This is a genomic window from Allobosea sp. P2_A10 (assembly GCF_056405115.1).
The window spans coordinates 133,504-158,112 of sequence record NZ_JBFUCS010000005.1; the positions used below are offsets into that span (position 1 = coordinate 133,504).

General features: G+C 66.0%; 27 protein-coding genes and 1 pseudogene. 14 read left to right on the plus strand and 14 right to left on the minus strand.

Annotated features, from left to right (window positions below; all coding sequences use genetic code 11):
* Positions 1-2: 2 nt before the first annotated feature.
* Together AC1DZY_RS09630 and AC1DZY_RS09635 are read left to right on the plus strand one after the other, a co-directional pair.
* A complete protein-coding gene (locus tag AC1DZY_RS09630; RefSeq protein WP_476819886.1) occupies positions 3-1,376 on the plus strand; it encodes a M20/M25/M40 family metallo-hydrolase in 1,374 nt (457 codons plus the stop codon).
* A 58-nt stretch (positions 1,377-1,434) separates the two neighbouring features.
* Positions 1,435-1,599 (plus strand): pyridoxamine 5'-phosphate oxidase family protein, encoded by a 165-nt coding sequence (locus AC1DZY_RS09635; RefSeq protein WP_476819887.1) that lies wholly within the window; start codon positions 1,435-1,437, stop codon positions 1,597-1,599.
* On the opposite strand, the gene AC1DZY_RS09640 is transcribed toward AC1DZY_RS09635, so the two are convergent.
* The 6 genes from AC1DZY_RS09640 to AC1DZY_RS09665 all read right to left on the minus strand — a co-directional run bounded on the left by AC1DZY_RS09640 (position 1,596) and on the right by AC1DZY_RS09665 (position 6,867).
* Positions 1,596-1,955: a tRNA-binding protein gene (locus tag AC1DZY_RS09640; protein ID WP_476819888.1), complete on the minus strand. Its 360-nt coding sequence runs from the start codon at positions 1,953-1,955 to the stop codon at positions 1,596-1,598. The two genes, AC1DZY_RS09635 and AC1DZY_RS09640, sit on opposite strands and share 4 nt — an antisense overlap.
* Entirely contained in the window at positions 1,952-3,922 is a 1,971-nt protein-coding gene (locus tag AC1DZY_RS09645) for a methyl-accepting chemotaxis protein (RefSeq protein WP_476819889.1), read from the minus strand. The genes AC1DZY_RS09640 and AC1DZY_RS09645 overlap by 4 nt, the downstream gene beginning before the upstream one ends.
* Positions 3,923-4,039: 117 nt before the next feature.
* Positions 4,040-4,774: a TetR/AcrR family transcriptional regulator gene (locus tag AC1DZY_RS09650; RefSeq protein ID WP_476819890.1), complete on the minus strand. Its 735-nt coding sequence runs from the start codon at positions 4,772-4,774 to the stop codon at positions 4,040-4,042.
* A gap of 66 nt (positions 4,775-4,840) precedes the next feature.
* Entirely contained in the window at positions 4,841-5,662 is an 822-nt protein-coding gene (proC, locus tag AC1DZY_RS09655) for a pyrroline-5-carboxylate reductase (protein ID WP_476819891.1), read from the minus strand.
* A 115-nt stretch (positions 5,663-5,777) separates the two neighbouring features.
* Entirely contained in the window at positions 5,778-6,284 is a 507-nt protein-coding gene (locus AC1DZY_RS09660; RefSeq protein ID WP_476819892.1) for a type III secretion system chaperone family protein, read from the minus strand.
* Positions 6,285-6,597: 313 nt separating this feature from the next.
* Positions 6,598-6,867 carry an accessory factor UbiK family protein gene (locus AC1DZY_RS09665; RefSeq protein ID WP_476819893.1) on the minus strand — a complete coding sequence of 90 codons (270 nt, stop codon included), beginning with the start codon at positions 6,865-6,867 and terminating at the stop codon, positions 6,598-6,600.
* 159 nt (positions 6,868-7,026) lie between these two features.
* On the opposite strand from AC1DZY_RS09665, the gene AC1DZY_RS09670 reads away from it, so the two are divergent.
* From AC1DZY_RS09670 to pth, 8 genes are all read left to right on the plus strand, one after another.
* Positions 7,027-8,178: a M24 family metallopeptidase gene (locus AC1DZY_RS09670; RefSeq protein WP_476819894.1), complete on the plus strand. Its 1,152-nt coding sequence runs from the start codon at positions 7,027-7,029 to the stop codon at positions 8,176-8,178.
* Between the two features lie 68 nt (positions 8,179-8,246).
* On the plus strand, positions 8,247-8,819 hold the full coding sequence (locus AC1DZY_RS09675; RefSeq protein WP_476819895.1) for a hypothetical protein: 573 nt from the start codon (positions 8,247-8,249) through the stop codon (positions 8,817-8,819).
* 340 nt (positions 8,820-9,159) lie between these two features.
* Positions 9,160-10,104 carry a ribose-phosphate pyrophosphokinase gene (locus tag AC1DZY_RS09680; RefSeq protein WP_476819896.1) on the plus strand — a complete coding sequence of 315 codons (945 nt, stop codon included), beginning with the start codon at positions 9,160-9,162 and terminating at the stop codon, positions 10,102-10,104.
* 168 nt (positions 10,105-10,272) lie between these two features.
* Positions 10,273-10,992 carry a 7-cyano-7-deazaguanine synthase QueC gene (gene queC, locus AC1DZY_RS09685; RefSeq protein ID WP_476819897.1) on the plus strand — a complete coding sequence of 240 codons (720 nt, stop codon included), beginning with the start codon at positions 10,273-10,275 and terminating at the stop codon, positions 10,990-10,992.
* Complete coding sequence (locus AC1DZY_RS09690) at positions 10,989-11,552, plus strand: VUT family protein (RefSeq protein WP_476819898.1); 564 nt, start codon at positions 10,989-10,991, stop codon at positions 11,550-11,552. The genes queC and AC1DZY_RS09690 overlap by 4 nt, the downstream gene beginning before the upstream one ends.
* A 95-nt stretch (positions 11,553-11,647) precedes the next feature.
* A complete protein-coding gene (locus AC1DZY_RS09695; RefSeq protein ID WP_476819899.1) occupies positions 11,648-13,513 on the plus strand; it encodes a putative bifunctional diguanylate cyclase/phosphodiesterase in 1,866 nt (621 codons plus the stop codon).
* Between the two features lie 150 nt (positions 13,514-13,663).
* Positions 13,664-14,296: a 50S ribosomal protein L25/general stress protein Ctc gene (locus AC1DZY_RS09700; protein WP_476819900.1), complete on the plus strand. Its 633-nt coding sequence runs from the start codon at positions 13,664-13,666 to the stop codon at positions 14,294-14,296.
* 105 nt (positions 14,297-14,401) lie between these two features.
* Complete coding sequence (gene pth, locus AC1DZY_RS09705; protein ID WP_476819901.1) at positions 14,402-15,013, plus strand: aminoacyl-tRNA hydrolase; 612 nt, start codon at positions 14,402-14,404, stop codon at positions 15,011-15,013.
* 13 nt (positions 15,014-15,026) lie between these two features.
* Here the strand turns inward: pth and AC1DZY_RS09710 are convergent, their stop codons facing one another.
* Positions 15,027-15,629, minus strand: a complete 603-nt coding sequence (locus AC1DZY_RS09710; RefSeq protein WP_476819902.1) for a single stranded DNA-binding domain-containing protein — start codon at positions 15,627-15,629, stop codon at positions 15,027-15,029.
* Between the two features lie 159 nt (positions 15,630-15,788).
* Here AC1DZY_RS09710 and AC1DZY_RS09715 point away from each other — a divergent pair.
* The 4 genes and pseudogenes from AC1DZY_RS09715 to AC1DZY_RS09730 form a co-directional block, all read left to right on the plus strand.
* Positions 15,789-15,887, plus strand: a pseudogene (locus AC1DZY_RS09715) (ribbon-helix-helix domain-containing protein); the annotation flags it as partial.
* Positions 15,888-16,011: 124 nt separating this feature from the next.
* Positions 16,012-16,455 carry a PIN domain-containing protein gene (locus tag AC1DZY_RS09720; protein ID WP_476819903.1) on the plus strand — a complete coding sequence of 148 codons (444 nt, stop codon included), beginning with the start codon at positions 16,012-16,014 and terminating at the stop codon, positions 16,453-16,455.
* 9 nt (positions 16,456-16,464) lie between these two features.
* Entirely contained in the window at positions 16,465-17,562 is a 1,098-nt protein-coding gene (gene ychF, locus AC1DZY_RS09725) for a redox-regulated ATPase YchF (RefSeq protein ID WP_476819904.1), read from the plus strand.
* A gap of 11 nt (positions 17,563-17,573) precedes the next feature.
* Entirely contained in the window at positions 17,574-18,587 is a 1,014-nt protein-coding gene (locus tag AC1DZY_RS09730) for a MaoC family dehydratase (protein WP_476819905.1), read from the plus strand.
* 12 nt (positions 18,588-18,599) lie between these two features.
* Here AC1DZY_RS09730 and AC1DZY_RS09735 read toward each other — a convergent pair whose 3' ends face one another.
* The 7 genes from AC1DZY_RS09735 to AC1DZY_RS09765 form a co-directional block, all read right to left on the minus strand.
* The gene (locus tag AC1DZY_RS09735) at positions 18,600-19,244 is read right to left on the minus strand and encodes a class II aldolase/adducin family protein (protein WP_476819906.1); all 645 of its coding nucleotides are present in this window, start codon (positions 19,242-19,244) and stop codon (positions 18,600-18,602) included.
* Complete coding sequence (gene mtnA, locus AC1DZY_RS09740; protein WP_476819907.1) at positions 19,241-20,347, minus strand: S-methyl-5-thioribose-1-phosphate isomerase; 1,107 nt, start codon at positions 20,345-20,347, stop codon at positions 19,241-19,243. The genes AC1DZY_RS09735 and mtnA overlap by 4 nt, the downstream gene beginning before the upstream one ends.
* A gap of 5 nt (positions 20,348-20,352) precedes the next feature.
* Positions 20,353-20,880: an adenine phosphoribosyltransferase gene (locus AC1DZY_RS09745; protein ID WP_476819908.1), complete on the minus strand. Its 528-nt coding sequence runs from the start codon at positions 20,878-20,880 to the stop codon at positions 20,353-20,355.
* Positions 20,877-21,335, minus strand: coding sequence for a hypothetical protein (locus AC1DZY_RS09750; RefSeq protein ID WP_476819909.1), 459 nt, complete (start codon positions 21,333-21,335; stop codon positions 20,877-20,879). Before AC1DZY_RS09750 ends, AC1DZY_RS09745 begins: the two co-directional genes overlap by 4 nt.
* Positions 21,336-21,338: 3 nt before the next feature.
* Positions 21,339-22,214: an S-methyl-5'-thioadenosine phosphorylase gene (locus AC1DZY_RS09755; RefSeq protein WP_476819910.1), complete on the minus strand. Its 876-nt coding sequence runs from the start codon at positions 22,212-22,214 to the stop codon at positions 21,339-21,341.
* A gap of 152 nt (positions 22,215-22,366) precedes the next feature.
* Positions 22,367-23,248 (minus strand): cytochrome c1, encoded by an 882-nt coding sequence (locus AC1DZY_RS09760; protein ID WP_476819911.1) that lies wholly within the window; start codon positions 23,246-23,248, stop codon positions 22,367-22,369.
* Between the two features lie 7 nt (positions 23,249-23,255).
* Positions 23,256-24,539: a cytochrome b gene (locus AC1DZY_RS09765; protein ID WP_476819912.1), complete on the minus strand. Its 1,284-nt coding sequence runs from the start codon at positions 24,537-24,539 to the stop codon at positions 23,256-23,258.
* Between the last annotated feature and the right edge of the window lie 70 nt (positions 24,540-24,609).

Below are 24,609 nucleotides of genomic sequence, written 5' to 3' on the forward strand. Positions count from 1 at the left end.
TCATGACCGACAAGCCTGATGCCGCGCTCGCCGCCGTCTTCGACCATATCGACGCCAGCCGCGAGAGCTTCCTGTCGCGGGTCATCGACTATGTCCGCCATCCCAGCATATCGGCGCATAATATCGGCATCGGCGAGGTCGCGGCGCTGCTCGTCACGATGCTTGGCGAAATCGGGCTCGACGCGGAGCTGGTGCCGACCGCGGGGCATCCCATGGTGATCGGTCGCTGGGAGAAGGCGCCGGGCGCGCCGACCGTTCTGCTCTATGGCCATTACGACGTGCAGCCGCCCGACCCGCTCGAAGCCTGGATCAGCCCGCCCTTCGAGCCGACGATCCGCGACGGCCGGATCTATGCGCGCGGCATCGGCGACAACAAGGGCCAGCATTTCGCGCAGCTGATGGCGATCGAGACGCATATGAAGGTGCATGGCAGGCTGCCCTGCAACGTCATCGTGCTGCTGGAGGGCGAGGAAGAAATTGGAAGTCCGCGCATTGCCGATTTCATCGCCGCCCATCGCGACGCGCTGAAGGCGGATTTCGTCGTCACCTCCGATGGCGGCATGCATCCGTCCGGCCTGCCGACCATGACCTATGGCGTGCGCGGCATCGCGACCTTCGAGCTGCGCGCGCGCCATGCGAAGCGCGACGTGCATTCGGGCAATTTCGGCGGCGTGGTGCCCAACCCGATCTGGACGCTGATCCACCTGCTCGGCACCATGAAGAACGCGCAGGGCGAGATCACCATCGAGGGGCTGCACGACGCGATCATTCCGGCGGGCGAGCTGGAAAAGGCCGCCGCCGCCAGACTTCCGCTCGATCTTCCCGGCGTGATGGACGAGTTGGGGCTGAGGCGGCTCGATGCGCCGGCCGACCGCCCCTATTACGACCGGCTGATGTTCCACCCGACGCTGACGATCAACGGCCTGCATGGCGGCTATGGCGGGCCCGGCTCCAAGACCGTGCTGCCCTGCGAGGCCTTCGCGAAATGCGACATCCGCCTCGTCGACAACCAGACACCCGCCGATGTGCTGGCGAAGGTCGAGGCGCATGTGAAGCGTCACGCGCCCGAGGTCGAATTCGTCCACGGCCACGGCATGCTGCCGTCACGCGTGCCGATGGATACGCCCTGGGCGCAGATCCTGCGCGAGGCGATCACCACCGCGCAGGGCGTGGCGCCGCTCGAATACCCGTCCATGGGCGGCAGCCTGCCCGACTACGTCTTCACCAAGATCCTCGGCATCCCGGCCTTCGTCGTGCCCTATGCCAATGCCGACGAAGCAAACCACGCCCCCAACGAGAACATGAAGATCGACTGCTTCTACAACGGCATCCGCACCGGCGCGGCGCTGCTCAGCCGGCTTGGCATGAACACATGAGCGATCTGATCCAGTGATCGGCAAAGAGCTTGCTCTGGTAGTCCGGCAGGTCGGTTGAGTGGCGTTTCTGCCCAATGAAGCGCTCGGCAATCTGCCGCGCGACCCTCGCGCCAGCCTGCCCGTCGTCGATTTCGACGATGGTACGGTGCTGCAGCCTCAGGGTCGCGTCGAGATCGTCTGGTCGGGCGACGGCACGCTGGCGACAGGTGTCTGGCCGGCCTAGAACAGCCGCCCGCCATCGGGCACGGCCAGGCTCGGCCCGATCAGAACGACCTCGCCCGAGGCATCGGGAACGCCAAGCGTCAACACCTCGGACATGAACTTGCCGATCTGACGCGGCGGAAAATTCACCACCGCCAGCACCTGCCGGCCCACCAGTTCCTCGGGCTGATAGTGCTTCGTGATCTGGGCCGAGGATTTCTTCAGCCCGATCGTGCCGCCGAAATCGATCGTCAGCTTGATCGCGGGCTTGCGCGCCTCGGGATAGGGCGCGGCCTCGACCACCGTCCCGACCCGGATGTCGACCTTGAGGAAGTCCTCAAAGCCGATCGTGGCGACCGGTTCCGACGACGCACTCAAAACTCCGACCAGCCCTTGTCATGGTCGATTTTGCGCGCGGTTGCGGCACCACCGGCATAGGCGGCAGCCGGCCGGGGCGCCGCCGCGCGCGGGGCCGGCGCGGGAGCCGCCCGCATCGTCTGCGCCATCGCGCGCAATCCGCCGATATCGCCGCCAAGCTGGAAGCGTGCGACGAGCGCCGCCAGCCGATCGGCCTCCTGCGTCAGCGAATGGGCGGCGGCGGTGGATTCCTCGGCCATCGCGGCGTTCTGCTGCGTCGCCTGATCCATCCCGTTGACGGCGGTGTTGACCTCCTGGAGGCCCATCGCCTGCTCCTGCGCGGCGCTGGCGATCTCGGCGACGAGCGAGGTCGCCCGCGTGATCTCGTCAGCCATGCGCTGCAGTGCGCCGCCGGTCTGGCCGACCAGCGTGACGCCCTTCTCGACCTCGATGTTGGAGGCCGAGATCAGCCCCTTGATCTCCTTGGCGGCGTCGGCCGAGCGTTGGGCGAGCGCGCGTACCTCGGACGCCACGACCGCGAAGCCCTTGCCGGCATCGCCGGCGCGGGCCGCCTCGACGCTGGCGTTCAGCGCGAGCAGATTGGTCTGGAAGGCGATCTCGTCGATAACGCCGACGATCTGCGAGATCTCGTCGGCCGATTTCTCGATGCCGCCCATGGCCAGCACGGCGTCGCGCACGATCGCGGTCGACTGCTCGGCCTCGGTCTTGACCTGGCTCGTCGCCTGGCTGGCGAGGCGCGCGCTCTCGGCGGTCTGGCGCACGGTCGCGGTCAGTTCGTCGAGCGCGGTCGCGGTCTCCTCGACCGAGGAGGCCTGCTGCTCCGTGCGGCTGGCGAGGTCGTCGGCAGCCTGGCTGATCTCGCCGGAGCCCGCCTTCATGCTCTCAGTATTGGTCGCGATCTGCCGCATCGTCTCCTGAAGCTTCGCGATCGCGGCGTTGAAGTCGTCCTTGAGCTTGGCGTAATCGGCGCTGAAGGGCTCGTCGATGCGATAGGTCAGATCGCCCTCCGACAGATGCTCGAGGCCCGCGCCCAGCGCCATGACGACGCCTTCCTGCATCTGCGCGAGTTCGGCGCGCTCGCTCTCGTTGCGGCGACGCTCGCCATCGGCGGCGTCGCGCTGGGCATTGGCCTGCGCCTCGACGCGGGCCTTGTCGGCCTCCATCTCGGACTTGGCCAGAGCCGCATCGCGGAAGACGACAAGCGCGCGCGCCATCGCGCCGACCTCGTCGGTGCGTTCCTGATAGGCGATCTTCGCCTGGAGGTCGCCGGCGGCGAGGCTGCTCATCGAGGTCGCGGTCGAGGCGAGCATGCCCGACGAGCGGCGGCTGAGCATGATCACGAGGCCGAGCATCACGAGACCGAGCGGCACGAGAACCTTGGCGACGTCGCCGATCATGCTGGTGAAGGCGGCATCGACGTCATGGACGTGAAGCCCGGATCCGATCATCCACTGCCATTTCGGCACGGCCACGACATAGGAGATCTTCAGCGAAGCCTCCTTGTCGCCGGGCTTGATCCAGCCATAGTCGATGAAGCCGGTGCCGGCTCCTTTGGAGACCTTGATCATCTCCTGGACGAAGAATTTGCCCGTCGCATCCTTGAGCGGGCTCATATCCGTCGTCTCGATCTTCTTGTTGGCATGCGAGATGCTGATGCCATCGTAATTGATGATGAAGTAGTAGTTGCCGCCGTCGAAGCGGGCGCCGGAGATGGCGTCGATCGCCATCTTCCGGGCGTCGGCGTCCTTGAGCTCGCCCTTCTCGACCCGCGCCAGATAGCTGTTGACCGTCGAGGTCGCCGCCTCGACCGCGTTTTTGATCTCGGCGCGCTTGAGGTCGATCATCTCCTTGTGCGCTTCGTTCAGCGTGAAGCCGACGCCACCGATAGCGATGACCGCAGCCAGAAGCGCGACCAGACCGAACGAGCGGCCGATCGACAGGGAGGTGAACTTGTTCAGGAGAGACATCGCGAACCCCGCGCAAAGTGAGATTCGTCACTTTCGCGCGAATTGGCTAAGGCTCGCTTAACGATATGGCCTTTCGGCCTATGCCGTCCGGCTTGTTGCGACTTCCGCACGCATTTCTCAGATCGCTGGGGCGTAGTCCTCGCCGTCGCGCGCACGCTCGTCGCCGCGTTCGCGCCGGCGTATGCCTGGCCGGCGGCCGGAGCACAAAGCCCGCGCCAGCCCGCGCAGCGGCGCGGTCAGGCGATGCACGTCCTCGACGCGGGCCATGATCTGCCCGGCCGTCTTCAGTTCACGATCGAGCCGCGCCATGGTCCGCGACAGGTCCGGCTCGTCGTCGCCGAGCCAGACATCGCCGACGCGCGCCATCAGCAGCACCGCGCCCTGCACGCGCAAGGCGCCGAGTTCGTCCTCTGTGGGGATGCCGGCCGACGCCAGCATGTAGCGCCAGGAATTGACCGCGCCCTTGTTCAGCGCCGCCAGCGTCAGCGGATCGCGCCGAATCACCGGCATGATCTTGCGCAATGCGTCCTTGTAGGGCGCCATCGCGTCGAGCCGACGCATCACGAGATCGAACAGGCGCTCGCGCACCGGCTCGCCCGCGAGATCGTCGGAGGCGCCGGCCAGCACCACGTCGTCGACGATGCGGGTCAGGCCGCCGAGCATGGCGAGCTTCGAGGGAAACAGGCTGCGCAGCGCAGCCAGCGTCAGCCCCGCTTCCGTTGCGATGTCGCCGAGTTCGATCTCGCTCCAGGGCCGGCTCGCCGCCAGACGCATCAGCGCCTCGACCGCCTGCTTGCGCGGATCGACCGGAGGGGCGGGCTCGGTCATCGGGGGAACGGGCTTGCGGGCCATGGCGCATCTCCTCTTGCGAGCAATGCTTGAGAAGCTAGGACGCGCTTGCGGCCGATGAAAGGCCGATCAGCCGGAAAGCTCACCGGCGCGACGTTTGGCGGCAGCCACCGTCCTGGTCATCAGTGGTGTCAGCCCGTCATCGGCCATCAGCACAGCAAGGCCGGCAGCCGTCGTGCCGGCAGGCGAGGTCACGTTCTGGCGCAGGGTCGCCGGCGACAGCGGCGACTGGAACAGCAACTCGCCCGCGCCCTCGACAGTCGCACGCGCAAGTCGCTCGGCGATGTCGGCAGGCAGGCCGGCGGCGAGACCGGCCGCCGCCAGAGCCTCGACCAGATGGAAGACATAGCCCGGGCCCGAGCCCGAGACGGCGGTCACCGCGTCGATCAGGTTCTCGTCGTCGAGCCATTCGACCTTGCCGATGCTGCCGAGCAGCGCGTCGGTCATTGCCCGCTGCGCGGCGGTGACGCCCGGGCCCGGCGCTGCTGCGGTCACGCCACGCTGCACCGAGGCCGGCAGGTTCGGCATCGCCCGGATCAGCGCATTGGCGTTGGGCAGACGCGCCGACAGATCGCCCAGCGTCTTGCCTGCGAGGATCGAGATCAGCAGCGTTTTGGGGTGGATGAAGGCCTGCACGGCGGGAGCCGCCGTGTCGAGCATCTGCGGCTTGGTTGCAAGCACCACGACCTCGGCCGGCGGCAGCGTTGCAGCCGGCGGATTCAAGCCCATGCCCCTCTCCGCCGCGAGCGCCACCATCTCGTCGGACGGATGGGGATCGATCAGGCTGATTCCGGCCGGGTTCATGCCGATGCGCAGCCAGCCCTCCAGCATCGCCCCACCCATCTTGCCCGCGCCGATGAGGACGAGCGATTGCGGCAGGGGACCGGACATGGGGCGTCTCTCTCAGGGCGTCATTCTCGGGCTTGTCCCGAGAATCTCTCACAGGAAAGCCTTCTCGTCATGAGATGGTCGGGTCAAGCCCGACCCATGACGCCAACCGTCGCAATTACGCCTCCCCGACCGTTTCCAGCATCGCGCCCTCGAGGCCTTCCTTCGCGGTCTTGCCGGCCCAGACGACGAACTGGAAGGCCTGGAAATAGCGCTCGCAGGCATCGATCGCCGCCTTGATCAGCGCCGCCGCCTGCTCGTCGGTCGGCTCCGCCCCGCCCGAGAGCAGCAGCGCGTGGCGGTACATCACCACGTTCTCCGTGCTCCAGAGGTCGAAATGGCCGAGCCAGAGCTGCTCGTTGACGAGGCTGACGAGTTGCAAAACCTCGCCACGCCGCCGGTCGGGCACTTTCAGGTCGAAGGCGCAGGCGATGTGGATCGCCTCGACCTCGGCGAGCCATGTGATCGCGACGTGATATTCCGACCAGCCGCCGGTGACGGCGACCGAGAGCTCGTCGTCGCTGTCGCGATCGAAGTTCCAGTTGTTGAGAACGGCGAGACGTTCGATCAGATCGAGAGGATTGGAAGGCCGATCGGTCTCGGCGTCCAGATCAAGGTCCATCATGCCCTAGGGTCCAACTGCCGGGTCCCGTCGGCAGACGGGTCCGGCGCGTTCGAGAACGGGAACACGGCGACTGGAAAGCGGCAGGGACGCAACCCGACTCTGCGGCGCGCGATCACCTGCGCTCCACCTCCGGCGCCGGATCGCCAAGGCAAAATCCGGCTGCCGAATCAACTCTCTCACCGACGATAGCGCAGGCGCTGTGACGCGCCCAACACAGCTGCACGCTCCCCGGATTCGGGCCTGCGGCTCAATCCCTGCCGGCGGCTGTCCACAGCACTTGCCTGTGGATGCGCGAGCCTCGGGACTTGGCAGGTCAAGACCTGGAAGGCTTGGCCTTGGCCTGCCCGGCTTCGAGCGCGGCGAGTCGCGCCGCCAGTTTGTCGTTCTCCTCGCGCGCCAGCAGCGCCATCTCGCGCACCGCCTCGAACTCCTCGCGGGTGACGACGTCCATGTCGCGCAGCAGCCGCTCGATCTGCGTCTTCACGACAGTCTCGACCTCGCGCCGCACCCCTTGCGCCGCGCCGGCTGCATCGGTCGCGAGGCGGGCGATGTCGTCGAGGAAGCGATTGCTGGTCGTGACCATGAGACTCTCCGAAACGGGGCTGGCAGGCCCGTGCGCCCAGACATATGGGTCACGATTGCAAATCCCGCAATCATCGCGGAACGGTGCGGTCTCGGCCGCTTTGCCGCCGGGTCATCTGCCTCTAAGGACGAGCGTCCGCCGCTTTCGGAGTTTCAGCGCATGGCCCTGCATTTCACCCCAGCCGAATTCGCCCGCCGCCGCGACGTGCTACTTGCCGCCATGCAACGCGAAAAACTCGACGCGCTGTTCCTGTTCCAGCAGGAATCGATGTTCTGGCTGACCGGCTACGACACCTTCGGCTTCTGCTTCTTCCAGTGCCTCGTCGTGAAAGCCGACGGCACGATGGCGCTGCTGACCCGCTCGGCCGATTTCAGGCAGGCGCGGCAAACCTCGAACCTGAGCGACATCCGGATCTGGAAGGATGGCCGCGACGCCAACCCGGCCCACGACCTGCTCGCGATGGCCGGAGCGCTTGGTCTTGCCGGCAAGCGTATCGGCGTCGAGTTCGAGTCCTACGGTCTCGTCGCAAGCAACGGCCGCAAGCTCGAAGCGGCCTTCTCCGGCGTGAGCGACCTCGTCGACGCTTCGACCATCGTCACACGCCTGCGCGCCGTGAAATCCGCCGAGGAGATCGCGTATGTCCGTCGCGCCGCCGCGCTGTCCGACGCCGCCGACAAGGCCGGGCTCGACGCGATCGCGGCGGGCGCCGACGAAGGCGACATTCTCGCGGCCCAGCACAATGCGATTTTTTCGGGCGGCGGCGACTATCCCGCCAACGAGTTCATCATCGGCTCGGGAGCCGACGCCCTGCTCTGCCGCTACAAATCGGGCCGCCGCAAGCTCTCGGCCCGTGACCAGATCACGCTCGAATTCGCCGGCGTCGACCGGCACTACCACGCCGCGATCATGCGGACCGTCGTGGTCGGCGAACCGCGTCCCCTGCATCTGCGCTATCACGCGGCGGCCAAGGCGGCGTTGCTTGCCTGCGAGGCAGAGCTGAAGCCCGGCCGCACGGCCGGCGACGTCTTTGCGGCCCATGCCCGCGTGCTCGACGAGCACGGCCTGTCGCAGCACCGGCTCAACGCCTGCGGCTACTCGCTCGGCGCGAAGTTCACACCGTCCTGGATGGACTGGCCGATGTTCTACGAGGCCAATGACTGGCAAATCGAACCGGGCATGGTGATGTTCGCGCATATGATCCTGATGGACTCCGAATCCGAGACCGCGATGTGCCTGGGGCGGACCTATCTCGTCGGACAGAGCGCTGCCGAGGCCGTGAACCTGCCCGATCTGGACCTTGCCATCCGTTGAGCCTAAAAGGGCTCCAGCAGGGAATATCGAAGCAGTCCACAGCCGCACAAAAACCGGCGGGAGGCGTCATGATCCAACGTTTGAGCGGCCTCGTCCTGGGGTCGCTGGCGGCCTTCGCGCTCGCCGGCTGCCAGGAGACCACGACGGCGCAACGCCCCCGCGTCGATGCGCCCGGCGTACCCGTCTCGGTGCAGAGCATCACCGGGGCGCCCGACGCCGTGACGACCCGGTTTGCCGGCCTGCTCGGAGAGGCCGCGGCAGAGCGGCGCATGGAGATCGTGCCGGGCGACAAGCCCGCCCGCTTCAGGGTGCGTGGCTATCTGACCGCCCAGCCCACGGAAGACGGCCTGACCGCGCTCGCCTTCGTCTGGGACGTCTATGACGAGACCAAGAAGCGCGCCCAGCGCGTTCAGGGCGAAAGCCTCGGCAGGCGCGGCGGCAGCACCGACCCCTGGGCCGGCATCGACCAGACCATCGTCGCAAAGGCTGCATCCGAATCGATGGACGCGATCGCGACCTTCCTGGTGACGACGCCAGCCGTCGACACGCTCAAGCTCGGCGACAAGTCCAAGACCGCCGAGAAAGCCAGCGCCAAGCCCGCCGCGCGGACGGCCGACGCCACGACCATCAAACGGCCCTGAGGCGGGACGCTGTCGGGACCGTTTCCGGCGCCAATCCCTGCTGGCTCGCCCGACGGAAATCGGGCGTTCGCAAAATCTTGAAATCCCTGTTCAAACTCTCCCCGTCATTCCGGGCGTAGCGAAGCGCCGATCCGGAATGACGCCTTGCTTGGCGAGGGCGTCGAAGTTCATCGAAATCATGCGCTTCATTTCGCGGCTCTCAGCGCAAAGACTGTGAGTTTGACCGGGCCTGTTGCAGTGCAACGGTCGACTCGTTGTCATCACGCTGTTAAGAGCCGTTCGAATTGAGCCGGCTCGCCCGGTTTTATGCCCAGCCAGATCCAAAACGGTGCGCCCAGGCATGCCCTCTTCGTTCAAAGTCGTCGCCGGCAATTCCAACCGGCCGCTTGCCGAGGCGATCTGCACTCATCTTGGCATGCCCCTGGCAAAAGCCTCGGTCCGGCGCTTCGCCGACATGGAGGTCTTCGTCGAGATCCAGGAGAACGTCCGCGGCCAGGATGTCTTCATCATCCAGTCGACCTCGTTCCCGACCAACGACCATCTGATGGAGCTTTTGATCATCACCGACGCGCTGCGCCGCTCCTCGGCCAAGCGCATCACGGCGGTGATCCCCTATTTCGGATATGCCAGGCAGGATCGGCGCGCATCCGGCCGCACGCCGATCTCGGCCAAGCTGGTCTCCAACCTGATCACCCATGCCGGCGTCGACCGCGTTCTGACGCTCGACCTGCATGCCGGCCAGATCCAGGGCTTCTTCGACATACCGACCGACAACCTGTTCGGCGCGCCGCTGATGTCGCGCGACATCAAGGACCGGCTCGACTGGAAGAACGCCATGGTCGTCTCGCCCGACGTCGGCGGCGTCGTCCGCGCGCGGGCTCTGGCCAAGCGCATCGATGCGCCGCTCGCCATCGTCGACAAGCGCCGCGACCGGCCAGGCGAATCCGAGGTGATGAACATCATCGGCACGGTCGAGGGCCGCTCCTGCATCCTGCTCGACGACATCGTCGATTCCGGCGGAACGCTCTGCAACGCAGCCGAAGCCCTGCTCGATCAGGGCGCGCTCGAGGTCTACGCCTACATCACCCATGGCGTGCTCTCGGGCGGCGCGGTCGCGCGCATCGCCAACTCCAAGCTCAAGGAACTGGTGATCACCGATTCGATCATGCCGACGGAAGCCGTGAAGGTCGCACGCAACATCCGCGTCATCTCGATCGCGCAGCTGATGGGCGAAGCGATCGAGCGCACGGCCGCCGAGACCAGCGTCTCCAGCCTGTTCGACTGATTCCGAGACCCAACAGCACGATGCCTGTCGTCACATACGCGCCGTCATTCCGGACGCAGCGAAGCGCAGATCCGGAATCCATCGTAGAGCGCAGCGCCCTACGATGGATTCCGGATCTGCGCTTCGCTGCGTCCGGAATGACGGCGCGGTTGTTGCACTAGAGACGCCATGACCGCTCGCGCTCTCGTGCTCTTCTCCGGTGGCCAGGATTCGACCGTAGCCCTCGCCTGGGCGCTGGAGCGCTTCGAGGCTGTCGAGACCGTCGGCTTCGACTATGGCCAGCGACACCGCATCGAGCTCGATTGCCGGCTGACGATCCGCGACAGGTTGCCGGCGCTTTCGCCGACCTACTCGAACCGCCTCGGCCCCGACCACCTGCTCGACCTGACGACGCTCGGCGCGATCTCGGAGACCGCGCTGACCCGCGACAGCGAGATCACCTTCGCCAAGACCGGCCTGCCGACGACCTTCGTGCCCGGACGCAACCTGATCTTCCTGTCCTACGCGGCGGCGATCGCCTATCGTCGCGATTGCAGGCACATCGTGCTCGGCGTCTGCGAAACCGATTATTCCGGCTATCCCGACTGTCGCGACGATACGATCAAGGCGATGCAGGTGAGCTTGAGCCTCGGGCTCGACCGTCGCCTCGTGTTGCATACGCCCCTGATGTGGCGCGACAAGGCCCAGACCTTCGCGCTGGCCGAAGCGCTCGGCGGCAAGGCGCTGCTCGACCTTGTGATCGAGGACAGCCACAGCTGCTATCTCGGCAACCGCACGACACGACATGGCTGGGGCTATGGCTGCGGCCATTGCCCGGCCTGCGAGCTGCGTGCGACAGGCTACGCCGCTTTTCTCGTCAATCCAGAAGACACCGGACCAGACCTATGATGATCGACCAGCAGCGCCGCACCGAGGGCCTAGTCGCGCTTGCCCTCTTCGCCCTGACGATCCCCGCCGCGAACTGGCTGATCGGCAATGCCGGCACGGTCTGCGTGCCCAACGGCCCCTGCCTCGTGCCGGTCTGGCCAGGCATCAAGGCCCCCAGCGGGGTGCTGATGATCGGGCTCGCGCTCGTGCTTCGCGACATCGTGCAGCGCCGGCTTGGCCCCTATGCCGGACTTGGCGCGATCGCGATCGGCACAGTGATCTCGGGCTTTCTCGCCCTGCCTGCGATCGTCATGGCTTCGGTTGCGGCCTTTCTGCTCTCCGAGCTCGCCGATTTCGCTGTCTACACCCCGTTGCAGAAGCGCCGCTTCGTCACGGCCGTGATCGCCTCGAGCCTGGTCGGGCTGGTGATCGATTCGATCGTCTTCCTCCAGCTCGCCTTCGGCAGCCTCGATTTTCTCTCCGGCCAGATCATCGGCAAGGCCTGGATGGTGCTGCTGGCGCTGCCCCTGATGCATCTGCTGCGCCGCCGCGACGAGCGGCTGGGATTGATGCCGGCCTGAGTTTTCCGCCGATACGAACAATTCGACGCAACCGTTCAACGCGGATTTCACGTCACGGTGCCATCATCGCTCGCGTCTATGAGGTGAGCGTCGCAATGAGCATGACAGGATACGCCGAACGGCTGCAACCTCTGCAGAACGAGACGCTCGAGGCTGTCGCGCGCGGAGAGCCGCTTCTCGCCACCATGGACGCGCTATGCCGTCAGGTCGAGGCGATCGCGCCCGGCGTCATCTGCTCCGTAGTGACGGTGGACGATGAGCAGCGGCTGCGGCCGCTGGCGGCGCCGAGCCTGCCTCCGCGCTACGCAAGCCTGGTCGACGGCATCCCGATCGGCCCGCGCGTCGGCTCTTGCGGCACGGCGATCCATCGTGGCGAGGCGGTCGAGGTCACCGACATCGAGACCGATCCGCTCTGGCGCGGCTATGCCGAGCTCGTCCTGCCGCTAGGCCTGCGCGCCTGCTGGTCGAGCCCGATCAAGGCGCGCGACGGACGCGTCATCGGCACCTTTGCCTTCTACTACACCGAAAAACGCGGTCCCGACGCGTTCGAGCACATGATCGTCGCGGCCTGCGTCCATCTCTGCGCCATCGCCATCGAGCAGGACGCGGTCCGCACGCGCAACCATCGGCTCGCCTATTTCGATACGCTGACCGGTCTGCCCAACCGCGTCCACTTCAACGACGCCATCGCCAAGATGACCGCGGAAGCGACGCCCGATCTCGGCCTGATGCTGATCGACATCGATCAGCTCAAGACCATCAACGACACCATGGGCCATGGTGTCGGCGACGCGCTGATCGAGACTGTCGGGAAACGGCTGGCCGAGGTCGCGGGCGACGGCCTGGCCTGCCGGATCGGTGGCGACGAATTCGCCGTGCTGCTGCCCGGATGCAGCCAGGCGACGCAGCTGCGCGCGGTCGCCTGCGCGATTCTGGCCGCGATGATCGCGCCCTTCGACCATGACGGCCACACCATCATTCCCAGCGTCACGATCGGCGGCGTGCTGGCGGGCGAGGATGGCGGCGACAGCGTGACCCTGCGCCAGAACGCCGACTTTGCTCTCTACCACGCCAAGGAAACGCGGCGCGGCGGCTATGTCCGCTTCCGCGACGGGCTGCGCACCTCGATGATCCGGCGCATGCAGACGGTTCGCAATGTCGACAACGCCCTGAGCGAAGGCCGCATCATCGCCCACTATCAACCGGTGATCCGCATCGACACCGGCGCGATCGTGGGCGTCGAGGCGCTGGCGCGGCTGCAGCGCGACGATGGCCGGATCGTCGTCGCCGGCGAGTTCCACGAGGCGTTGCTCGATCCTAAACTGGCCTACCGGATCACCGGGCAGATGCTGTCGGCCGTCGCCCAGGACATGGCGGAGTGGCAGCGGCAAGGGCTGCATTTCCAGCATGTCGGGCTGAACGTCACCTCCGCCGACTTCCAGAAGGGCGATCTCGTCCAGCGCATCGCCCGGGCCTTCGAGCGGACGCAGGTGCCGCTTCGCCATCTCGTCGTCGAGATCACCGAGCGGGTCTTCATGGGCGGGCGTCGGGACGGCGTCGCCCGCACGATGGAGACGCTGCGCGAGCGCGGCATTCTGGTGGCTCTGGATGATTTCGGCACCGGCTTCGCATCGCTGACGCATCTGCTCGATTTCCCCGTCGACATCATCAAGGTCGACCGCTCCTTCGTCGGCGGCCTCGAGAGCGGCGCGAAGAGCAGCGTCATCGTCGAGGCGATGATCGGCATCGCCAGCCGCCTGGGCATGAAGATCATCGCCGAAGGCGTCGAGACGATCGGCCAGGCCGAGCGCCTGCGCGCGATGGGCTGCCATCTCGGCCAGGGCTACCTCTATTCGCGCGCCGTTTCGGCCCCGGTCGCCGGCCAGTTGCTGCAGCATTTCGGCCAGAAGCCGCCTGCCCTGCCCCGCGAGCAGGCGGACATCACCGCCACCGCGGCCTGAACGGGACAATCGGGCTCATCCGGGCTTGAGATTGCGGGCGACTTCGCCTAATAGCCTGCGTGCGCCTGACTGACACCCTTGGAGGCAAGGGCGCGAACCGAAACGGCCGCCTGCAGGCGGCCTTGTCATTTGAAGCAAGGAATAAGATCCATGACCGCCGTGAAGCAAATCGAGGCTTCGGCGCGCGCACAGGTCGGCAAGGGGGCCGCCCGTGCAGTTCGTCGTCAAGGCCTGACACCCGCCGTGATCTATGGTGGAGGCGCTGCTCCCGAAGCCATCGCGCTCGACGCCAACAAGACCCGCCTCCTGATCTATGGTGGCCATTTCCTGACCACGCTGTTCGAAGTCAGCGTCGGCGGCAAGAAGACGCGCGTCATCCCGCGCGACTACCAGCTCGACCCGGTCAAGGATTTCCCGATCCATGTCGATTTCCTGCGCGTCGCGGCGGGCCAGACCGTGACGGTCGAAATCCCGATCCACGTCGTCGGCCAGGACGCCTGCCCCGGCATCAAGAGCGGCGGCGGCGTGCAGCTCGTCGAGCACGCGCTTGAGATTACGGTCGAGCCCGAGCACATCCCGGAGTTCTTCGAGGTGTCGGTTGCCGGCCTCGAGATCGGCGATGCGGTCGAAGCCAGCGCCATCAAGCTCCCTGCCGGCGCCAAGCTGACCATCGGCGCGGACGCCACCATCGTCACCATCGTTCCCCCGATGGCCGAAGAGGTCGAGGCAGCGCCTGCGGCTGCCGCCGCCGCCCCGGCTCCGGAAGCCAAGCCGAAGGCTTGATCGACACGGTCACCGGCCAGATTGCTGGCAAGGTGTTGCTGGAATGAGAGAATGCGGACGGCCGGGGTTTCCCGGCCGTTTTGCTGTGAGGCGGAACGAACCATCATGCTGATCTTCGCAGGGCTGGGAAATCCGGGCTCCCGCTATGCCCATAACCGCCACAATATCGGCTTCATGGCGCTCGACACCATCGCCGGCGCCCACCGCGCCTCGCCGTGGCGCGCCCGCTTCCAGGGCCTGGCCTGCGAGGCGACGATCGGGACCGGGAAGGTCGTCCTGCTCAAGCCGCAGACCTACATGAACGACTCCGGCCGTTCGATCGGCGAGGCCGCGCGCTTCTTCAAGGTAGCGCCCGAGGACGTCGTCGTTTTCCATGACGAACTCGACCTCGCCCCGGCCAAGCTGCGCGTCAAACTCGGCGGCGGCAATGCCGGCCATAACGGCCTGCGCTCGACCACGGCCGCGATCGGCAACGACTATCGCCGGGTCAGGATGGGTATCGGCCATCCCGGCCTGAAGGAACTCGTTCACGCCTATGTGCTGAACGATTTCGGCAAGGCCGAGCAGCCCTGGGTCGAGGACCTCTGCACGGCCTGTGCCGACAATGCCGCCCTGATCGCGGCCCATGACGACGCAGCCTTCCAGAACAAGGTTCACCTTTTCATGGATGCGCGCGGCCATGCCACCGTGAAGCGGCTGGGCGAGATGCCGGACTGATCGGACGCTGCGCTCAGTAGGGCAGCTTCGCGCCGGCCTTGGCGATCGTGACGCGGTTGGCGGTATAGCTGCCGTCGGCCTGCTTTGTCGCCGACATCGCCACCTGCGCGCCCTTCACCAACTCGCTGGCCTGCGCCGGGGCGGCCATGATGATGTTGGCGTCGGGATTGATCACGACCTTCTGCTCGCCGCCGGGATAGTTCAGCACCAGATTGGCGCCGTCGACCCGGGAGACGGTGTCGGCGACCGTCGCGTTCGTCATCGTCGTCTCCGGCAGCACGCCCCAGGGCTTGTGGCCTTCGCCGGTGCCGCGCATCGACTCGGGGAAGATGAAGACCTGGATCGCCATCAGCGAGCCGTCGGCCTGCGGCCTCGCGCCGACGCCGATATAACCGCCCTTCCTGACATCCGCCGTCGTCGCCTTGACCACGCCGCCGACCGAGTAGCCGCTGGCAAGCACGACCCTGGCGTCGACGCCGTCGGTGGTCCTGATCATCAGCGTGTCGCCCTCCGCCTTCTCGATCTCGMCGCGCAGGCGCGTCTGGGGGGACTGAGCTTGGGCCGATACGGAAAAGGTGACACCGAGAGTGATCACGGCAGCGGTCAGCAGGCGCATGGGTCGAGTCCGTTCGATTGAAAGAGGTCGCAGAACCGTTCTGCTCCGGTCGAGTGCGGGCGACCAAGCACGTTCGCGTGACCGGCATGGGCTTGGCCACATTGACACGGAAACACGGAAACACGATATCCGTGTTCACGAAGACGCAGGGAGACCGTCATGAAGAACGTGACAATAACGCTGCCTGACGAAGTCGCCTTGCGGCTCCGCGTCACGGCGGCGAAAGAAGGCAAGAGCATGTCCCGCTTCACCGCTGAACTGATCGAGCGCCGGGTCGGGCGGACCGTTTCCCCCAAGGAGGCCATGGAGCGATTTCTGGCGGGCCCACTCTGGGATCTGACGGACGAGAACGGCAGACTCCCATCGAGGGCTGAGATTTACGATGACCACCTTCTTTATCGACACGAACGTGATTCTTTACACGCGCGACCGGCGCTTCCCGGAGAAGAGGGAGCGGGCGCAGATGTGGCTGTCGGCTCTGGCGGAGAGGCGTCTTCCGAAGATCAACCTTCAGGTGATCAACGAATACTGCCACGTCGCGCTTCGTAAGCTGCCTTTCCTGTCGGATCAGGAACTCCGCTCGGATGCAGAGCAACTGCGGCTCTGGGGAGAGACCCCTCTCGATTTCGAAACCTTGACCCTCGCCTGGCGGTATCGCGAAGCGACAGGATATGCCTGGTTCGACTGCACACTCCTGTCGGCCGCGCAGCGCCTGGGTTGCAGCGTCTTCGTCAGTGAGGATATGCAGCATGGCCGCGCGATCGACAATCTGACGATCATCAATCCCTTCATCGCCCTGCCGGGCGATTTCCAGCTGCGAGACTGAAAGACCATCATGGGTTTCAAATGCGGTATCGTCGGCCTGCCGAATGTCGGCAAGTCGACCCTCTTCAACGCGCTGACGCAGACGGCCGCCGCGCAGGCGGCGAATTATCCGTTCTGCACGATCGAGCCCAATGTCGGCGACGTCGCGGTGCCCGATGACAGGCTTGAGCTGCTCGCCGCCATCGCCGGCTCCAAGGAGATCATCCCGACGCGGCTGACCTTCGTCGATATCGCCGGTCTCGTGCGCGGCGCCTCCAAGGGCGAAGGCCTCGGCAACCAGTTCCTCGCCAACATTCGCGAATGCGACGCCATCGCCCATGTCGTGCGCTGCTTCGAGGATGGCGACATCACCCATGTCGAGGGCAAGGTCGCGCCGATCAACGACATCGAGATCATCGAGACCGAGCTGATGCTGGCCGATCTCGAAAGCCTCGAAAAGCGCGTGCTGCCGCTGGAGAAGAAGGCCAAGACCGGCGACAAGGACGCCAAGGAACTGGCCGACCTGATGATGCGCTGCCTCGTGCTGCTGCGCGAGGGCAAGCCCGCCCGGCTCGTGCAGGTCGCGGCCGACGAGCGCCGCACCTTCGAGACGCTCGGCCTGCTTTCCTCCAAGCCCGTGCTCTATGTCTGCAATGTCGAGGAGGCCAGCGCCGACAAGGGCAACGCCTTCTCCGAGCTGGTCAAGGCGCGCGCGGCCGAGGAAAATGCCGTCGCCGTCGTCGTCTCGGCCAAGATCGAGAGCGAGATCGCGGTGCTGCCGGCAGCCGACCAGAAGGACTATCTCGAAGCCGTCGGCCTTGCCGAGCCCGGCCTCAACCGTGTCATCCGCGCCGGCTACGCCCTGCTCAAGCTCGTGACCTATTTCACCGTCGGTCCCAAGGAAGCCCGCGCCTGGACGATCGAGACCGGCACCAAGGGCCCCGCCGCCGCCGGTGTGATCCACTCGGATTTCGAGAAGGGCTACATCCGGGCCGAGACGATCGCCTATCCCGACTACATCGCCAACAAGGGCGAGGCTGGCGCGCGCGAGGCCGGCAAGTTCCGGCTCGAAGGCAAGGAGTATGTCGTCGCCGACGGCGACGTGTTGCATTTCCGCTTCGCCAACTGAACAGCGACCCGATGCTGTATTTCGAGGACTTCATTGCCGGAGAGACGGTTTTGGCCGGCAGCCTCGCGGTCAGCCAGGACGATGTGCTGGCTTATGCCCGCCGCTTCGACGCGCAGGATTTCCATGTCGACCCCGAGGCGGCCAAGGCGAGCTTCGTCAGCACGCTGATCGCATCGGGCTGGCACAGCTGCTCGCTGCTGATGCGGCTGGTCTCGGAGACCTTCATCCTCGATTCCGCCGGCATGGGCGCGCCGGGCATCGAAGAGGTCAAATGGCTGCGCCCGGTCAAGCCCGGCGACACGCTTGCCGCCCGCCGCACCGTGCTGGAGACCAAGGCCTCGCGCTCGCGGCCTGAGATGGGTCTGGTGCGCTTCCGCTTCGAACTTTTGAACCAGCGCGACGAGCCGGTCCTCGAACAGACCAACTGGATCATGTTCGGCCGGCGCGGCTCCGGCATCGCGCCGCAGCCGGGCGACTGGCTGGCGCATGCGGCGCGCTACGAGCCGCCGGCGATCATGAGCCCGATCGAGACTCCGGCCGGCCCGGACGAGCCCGCGCCGTTCTTCGAGGAGATGGAGATCGGCAAGCGCCACGAACTCGGCAGCTTCGTCTTTACCGCGGACGAGATCGTGGCCTTCGCGCGTTCTTTCGATCCGCAGCCCTTCCATATGGACGAGGAAGCCGCGCGGAACAGCTCGTTTGGCCGCCTTGCCGCCTCGGGCTGGCATACCGCGTCGGTGTGGATGGCGACGATGGTCGAGCATCGCAAGCGTCAGATCGCGGCTCTCGCTCCCGGTACCGCAGCGCCGAAGCTCGGCCCCTCGCCCGGCTTCAAGAACCTGCGCTGGTTGAAGCCCGTCTTCGCGGGCGACCGCATCACGTATCATTCGCTGATCGCCGACGCGCGCCTCAGCGCCTCGCGCCCGCAATGGGGCCTGTTCTTCCACCACAACACCGGCGTGAACCAGCATGGCGAAGAGGTCTTCAGCTTCGACGGCGGCGCGTTCGTGGAGCGCCGGCCCTGACGCCGGTTCTCGTCAGCCGACCTTGCCATAGCCCGCGAACTTCGCGCTGACCCGCGCCATCTCGGCCTCGTCGAGGATGACCGGCTCCAGCCCCGCCGCCAGGATGTCGAGATACTGCCCGGCGAGGTTCTCGACCTCGGCTGCGATCTGATGCGCGCCGGCGAGCGATCCGCCGAGCGCGATGACGCCGTGATTGGCGAGCAGAACGGCCTTTCGCCCCTCAAGCGCGCGCACGGCATTGGCGGCAAGCTCCGGCGTGCCGAAGGTGGCGTAGCCGGCGCAGCGCACATCGGCGCCGCCGCAGAGCGCGATCATGTAGTGGAAGGCCGGGATGCCGCGCCGGGTCGACGACAGGGCCGTGGCGCGCGGCGAATGGGTGTGGACGATGGCCTGCGCATCAGGCCGCGCCTTGTAGATCTCGACATGGAACGGCCATTCCGAGGACGGCTTGCGCGCGCCGCCCAGCACCGCGCCGTCGAGCGAGAGATGGATCAGGTCGGCCGGCGTCGTCTGCGCATAGGGCAAGCCCGACGGCGTGATCAGCATCCCCCCGTCGAAGCGCGCCGAGACATTGCCGGATTTCGACGGACAGAAGCCGGCCTTGTCGATCGCCTGGGCGACGGCGACGATCTCTGCCCGCAACGCGTCTTCGCTCATGCCGCGGCTCCCTCAGCCAGATCGGGAAACAGGGCGGCAAGCCCTTCGCGCGAAGCGGCCGCAACGCCGCGCTCGGTGATCAGCCCGGTGACGAGCCGCGCCGGCGTGACATCGAAGGCCGGATTGGCGGCGGGGCTGCCTGGCGCTGCGACGCGGAAGCTCGCGACCTCGCCATCCTCGTCCAAACCCGACAAATGCGTCACCTCACGGGCCGAGCGCTCCTCGATCGGGATCGCAAAGCCGTCCGTCAGGCCCCAGTCGATCGTCGGCGAGGGCAGCGCGACATAGAACGGCACGCCATTGTCATGGGCGGCCAGCGCCTTGAGATAGGTCCCGATCTTGTTGGCGACATCGCCTGTCGCCGTCGTCCGGTCGGTCCCGACGATCACCATGTCGACCTGTCCGCGCTGCATCAGATGTCCGCCGGCATTGTCGACGATGACGGTATGGGGCACGCCATGACCACCGAGCTCATAGGCCGTCAACGCCGCCCCCTGATTGCGCGGCCTTGTCTCATCGACCCAGACATGAACGGGGATGCCGGCGTCATGAGCGAGGTAGATCGGCGCCAGCGCGGTGCCCCAGTCGACGGTGGCGAGCCAGCCTGCATTGCAATGGGTCAGGATGTTGACCGGCTCGCCGGCAGGCTTGCGCGCGGCGAGCTTGCGGATCAGCGGCAGGCCGTGCTCGCCGATCGCCCGGCAGAGCGCGACGTCCTCGTCGCAGATCAGCGCAGCCTCGGCATAGGCCGCCTGGGCGCGCACGCGGGCCTTGAGGCCGGCAAGCCTGCCGCGCATCCGGTTGAGCGCCCAATGCAGGTTCACAGCGGTCGGGCGCGTCGCACCAAGCAATGCCAGCGCTGCGTCAAGAGCGTCGTCGGATGGATCGCTGCGCATCGCCAGGGCCACGCCATAAGCGGCCGTCGCGCCGATCAGCGGTGCGCCGCGCACGATCATCGACCTGATCGCGTCGGCAGCCTGTTCGGCCGAGCCCAGCGTCACGACCTCGAAGCGGAAGGGCAGTCGGGTCTGGTCGATCACGCAGACGCTGGCGCCGTCCTGCGCGAGCCAGATCGTCCGATAGGGCTGGCCGTCGATCTTCATCGCCTTCAATGGCCGCCAAACGAGACCAGCGTCCGCACGGGCACGCCGAGCCGCCTGATCTTGTCGGCCCCCCCGAGGTCGGGCAGGTCGACGATGAAGCAGGCCGCGACCACTTCGGCGCCCAGCATCGTCAGGAGCTTGACCGCGCCCTCGGCGGTGCCGCCCGTCGCGATCAGGTCGTCGACCAGCAGCACGCGCTCGCCGCGCGTCACGGCGTCCTTGTGGACCTCGATCTCGTCGGTGCCGTATTCGAGGCTATAGGTCACGCTGACCGTCTCATGCGGCAGCTTGCCCTTCTTGCGCACGGGGACGAACCCGGCCGAAAGCTGGTGCGCCACCGCGCCGCCGAGAATGAAGCCGCGCGCCTCGATGCCCGCGATCTTGGCGATCTTCAGCCCTGCGAAGGGCTGCACCAACTCGTCGACGGCCCGCCTGAAGGCGCGCGCATCGCCTAGCAGCGTGGTGATGTCGCGGAAGATGATGCCGGGCTTGGGATAATCCGGGATCGCGCGGATGGTGTCGGCGAGGTTCATGGTGCTGATGACTGACGTAAGTTTGGATATTTACTGAGAAGGTAGTCGCGTGCCTTCGGGAGCGCCAACTCTAGCCTCAGGCTACCGCTCGATCGAGCAGCATCGACACCGCCTGCCTCATCGTCCCATACCGCTTCATCCCATTTCGCCTCATCCCACACCGCAGGAGCGCGAGGCTTTACCTGCGCTACCGAAAAGCCGCTGACTGAGACGGCAACGTGCTTTGCTGCGATCGCTACTTCGTACAAGTCCCAAAGCTCAGAGCAATCGGCTGCTTCTAATTTGAAGAAATCTTTATTCTTGGATATGCGTGTAAATCCATCGGCGCACAGGTAGTCGTAAATATGCACGAGAGCGACGCAAGAGAGCAAAGCTAATCTCAAATCCTGCGGTCGCGCCAAAAAATTATCGATGGTTGGGCAAACAACGATATCGAAGTATTGGGCTGAGTTCATGTATCACTGGCCCAAGACCCGCCCGGCGACCGCGTCGAGCCTGGCGAGCAGCGCCGGATCGCGAAAATCGGGCGCGGTGATGATGGCGTAATCGAGCGCATTATGGGAGCCCACCGGGCAGGGTTCGCGCTCGGCCGGGAAATCCGCAGCGAGCCTTGCGACGAGGCGGCGCGCCTTGTCGGCATTGCCGTGCAGCACCGCCACGACCGCCGCAACATCGACCGCGCCATGCTCGGGATGCCAGCAGTCGAAATCAGTGACCATGCCGACGGTGGCATAGGTGATCTCCGCCTCGCGGGCGAGCTTGGCCTCCGGCATCGCGGTCATGCCGATCAGATCGTAGCCGAGGCCCTTATAGGTCAGCGATTCCGCATAGGTCGAGAATTGCGGCCCTTCCATCGTCACCAGCGTGCCGCCGCGCACGAAGGCCAGATCCTCGGCCGTCGCGGCAGCGGCGAGGCGCGCCTGCAAAGCGGGCCCGACCGGATGCCCGAACGAGACATGGGCGACGCAGCCCTTGCCGAAGAACGAACTCTCGCGCCGCGAAGTCCGGTCGACGAACTGGTCGACCAGCACGAACAGGCCGGGATAGAGCTCGGACTTGTAGGAGCCGCAGGCCGAGAGCGAGACGAGATCGGTGACGCCGGCCCGCTTCAGCACGTCGATATTGGCGCGATAGTTGATCTCCGAGGGCGGGATCGCGTGGCCGCGGCCATGGCGAGGCAGGAAGACAATCTTGGTCTTGCCCATATAGCCGATGCGAAGCGTGTCCGACGGCTCTCCCCATGGGCTTGCGATGGCCTCCTCGCGCAAATCGGTCAGGCCCGGCAGGTCGTAGATGCCCGATCCGCCGATGATTCCGAGAACCGCTTCGCTCATGCGTGTTTCCTTCGTGGGACGCGCGACAGGATGGGGCGCGCAACAGGATCAGCCTTCGATGACGCTTGCAAGAAAACCGCGCGCATCGCCGCACGCCATCGGCGCACATGAAAAAGGCCCCGTTGCCGGGGCCTTTCCAGATCGCGTCCGGTTCAGTGAACCGGCGAGCCGTCGGGCATCCGGGCCCAGACCTTCTTCTTGGTGTAGTAGAGCAGGCTGCCGAAGATCAGCAGGAACAGCATCACCTGAAGGCCGGTGCGCTTGCGCGCCTCCAGATGCGGTTCCGCCATCCAGACCATGAAGGCGGCGACGTCCTTGCCGTATTGATCGATCGTCTCGGGCACCGGCGACTTGCCGTCCGGGCCCTTGGGATACTCGACCTGTCCGTCCTGGATCGGCATCGGCATCGCGATCAGATGGCCCGGCATATACTCGTTGTAATACTGGCCAGGCTGCAGCGTGACGCCCTCAGGAGCCGGATCCTTGTAGCCGCCGAGCACGGCGTGGATGTAGTCGGGCCCCTGCTCCTGATACTGGTTGAAGATGTCGAAGATGAACTGCGGAAAACCGCGCTCATAGGTACGCGCCTTGGCCAGCACCGAGAAATCCGGCGGATAGGCCCCGCCATTGGCGGCGCGCGCCGCCTGCTCGTTGGGGAACGGCGCCGGCAGCGGATCGGCCGCCCGGCCGGGCCGGTCAAACATCTCGCCCTGCTCGTTGGGGCCGTCCTTGACCTGGTAGGTCGCAGCCAGCGCCGCGATCTGCCCTGCGGTGAATTCAGGCCCGCCCGGCTGCGACAGGTTGCGGAAGCGCAGCAGTTGCGCCGAATGGCAGTTGGCGCAGACCTCCTTCATCACCTTGAAGCCGCGCTGAAGCTGGGCGCGATCGAACTTTCCGAACGGGCCTGAGAAGGTCCATTTCTGCGCCGGCGGGATGACGCGGCCTTCGGCCGCCTGGGCGGACGGAGCAGCGAGCGCCAGCGAAAGGCCGAGGCTGAGCCCGGTCAGGACGAGGCGAAACGGGATGGTGGTCATGATCTCGTCAGCCCTTCGCGTTCGGTTCGCTGGTCGTCACGGTCGCCATGCGCGCGCCCGATCCGCCCTTCATCGCGCCCAGCACCGAGTCGGCGATCGAACTCGGCATCGCCGAGGGCTTCTCGAACAGCCCGATCACGAACAGGGCGACGAAGAAGCCGAAATACAGCGCGGTGAGGATCTGCGAATACGTGACATAGGGCTCCTCGGCCGGACGGCCGCCGAGATAGCCGAGCCCGATGCAGACCACGACGAAGGCCCAGAACAGCACGCGGGCGACCGGACGATAGGCCATCGACTTGACCTTGGAGGTGTCGATCCAGGGCAGGAAGGCGAGCACCACGATGGCCGCGCCCATGGCGGCGACGCCGCCGAGCTTGTCGGGAATGGCGCGCAGGATCGCGTAGAAGGGCAGGAAGTACCATTCCGGCACGATGTGCAGCGGCGTCACCGACGGGTTGGCCGGGATGTAGTTGTCGGCATGGCCCATGAAATTGGGCTGATAGAACACGAAATACGAGAACACGAAGGTGAAGCACACCATCGCGAACAGATCCTTGATCGTCGCATAGGGCGTGAACGGCACGGTGTCCTTCTCGACGTTTTTCACCTCGACGCCGGTCGGGTTGTTCTGCCCGACATGATGCAGCGCCCAGACGTGCAGGATCACCACGCCGAAGATCATGAACGGCAGCAGGTAGTGCAGCGAGAAGAAGCGGTTCAGCGTCGGATTATCGACCGAATAGCCGCCCCACAGGAAGGTCACGATCGTCTCGCCGATCACCGGCAGCGCCGAGAACAGGTTGGTGATGACGGTCGCGCCCCAGAACGACATCTGGCCCCAGGGCAGGACGTAGCCCATGAAGGCAGTCGCCATCATCAGCAGGAAGATGATCACGCCGAGGATCCAGAGCACCTCGCGCGGGGCCTTGTAGGAGCCGTAATAGAGGCCGCGGAACATGTGGACGTAGACGGCGACGAAGAACATCGAGGCGCCGTTGGCGTGCAGATAGCGCAGCAGCCAGCCATAGTTCACGTCGCGCATGATGTGCTCGACGGAGTTGAACGCCATGGTCGACAGCGGCGTGTAGTGCATCGCCAGGATGATGCCGGTGACGATCTGCGCCACCAGCATGAACACGAGGATGCCGCCGAAGGTCCAGAAGTAGTTCAGGTTGCGCGGCACCGGATAGGACACCGCCGAATCATGCACCAGCCGCACGATCGGCAGGCGGGCGTCGAGCCAGCGCTCGATGCCGGTCTTGGGGATGTAGGAGCTGTGACCACTCATGACCGATGCCTCAGGGCTGTCTCATGTTCACGGAAAATCGCGCAGGCGCGGATCGCGGGACAAAACGGCA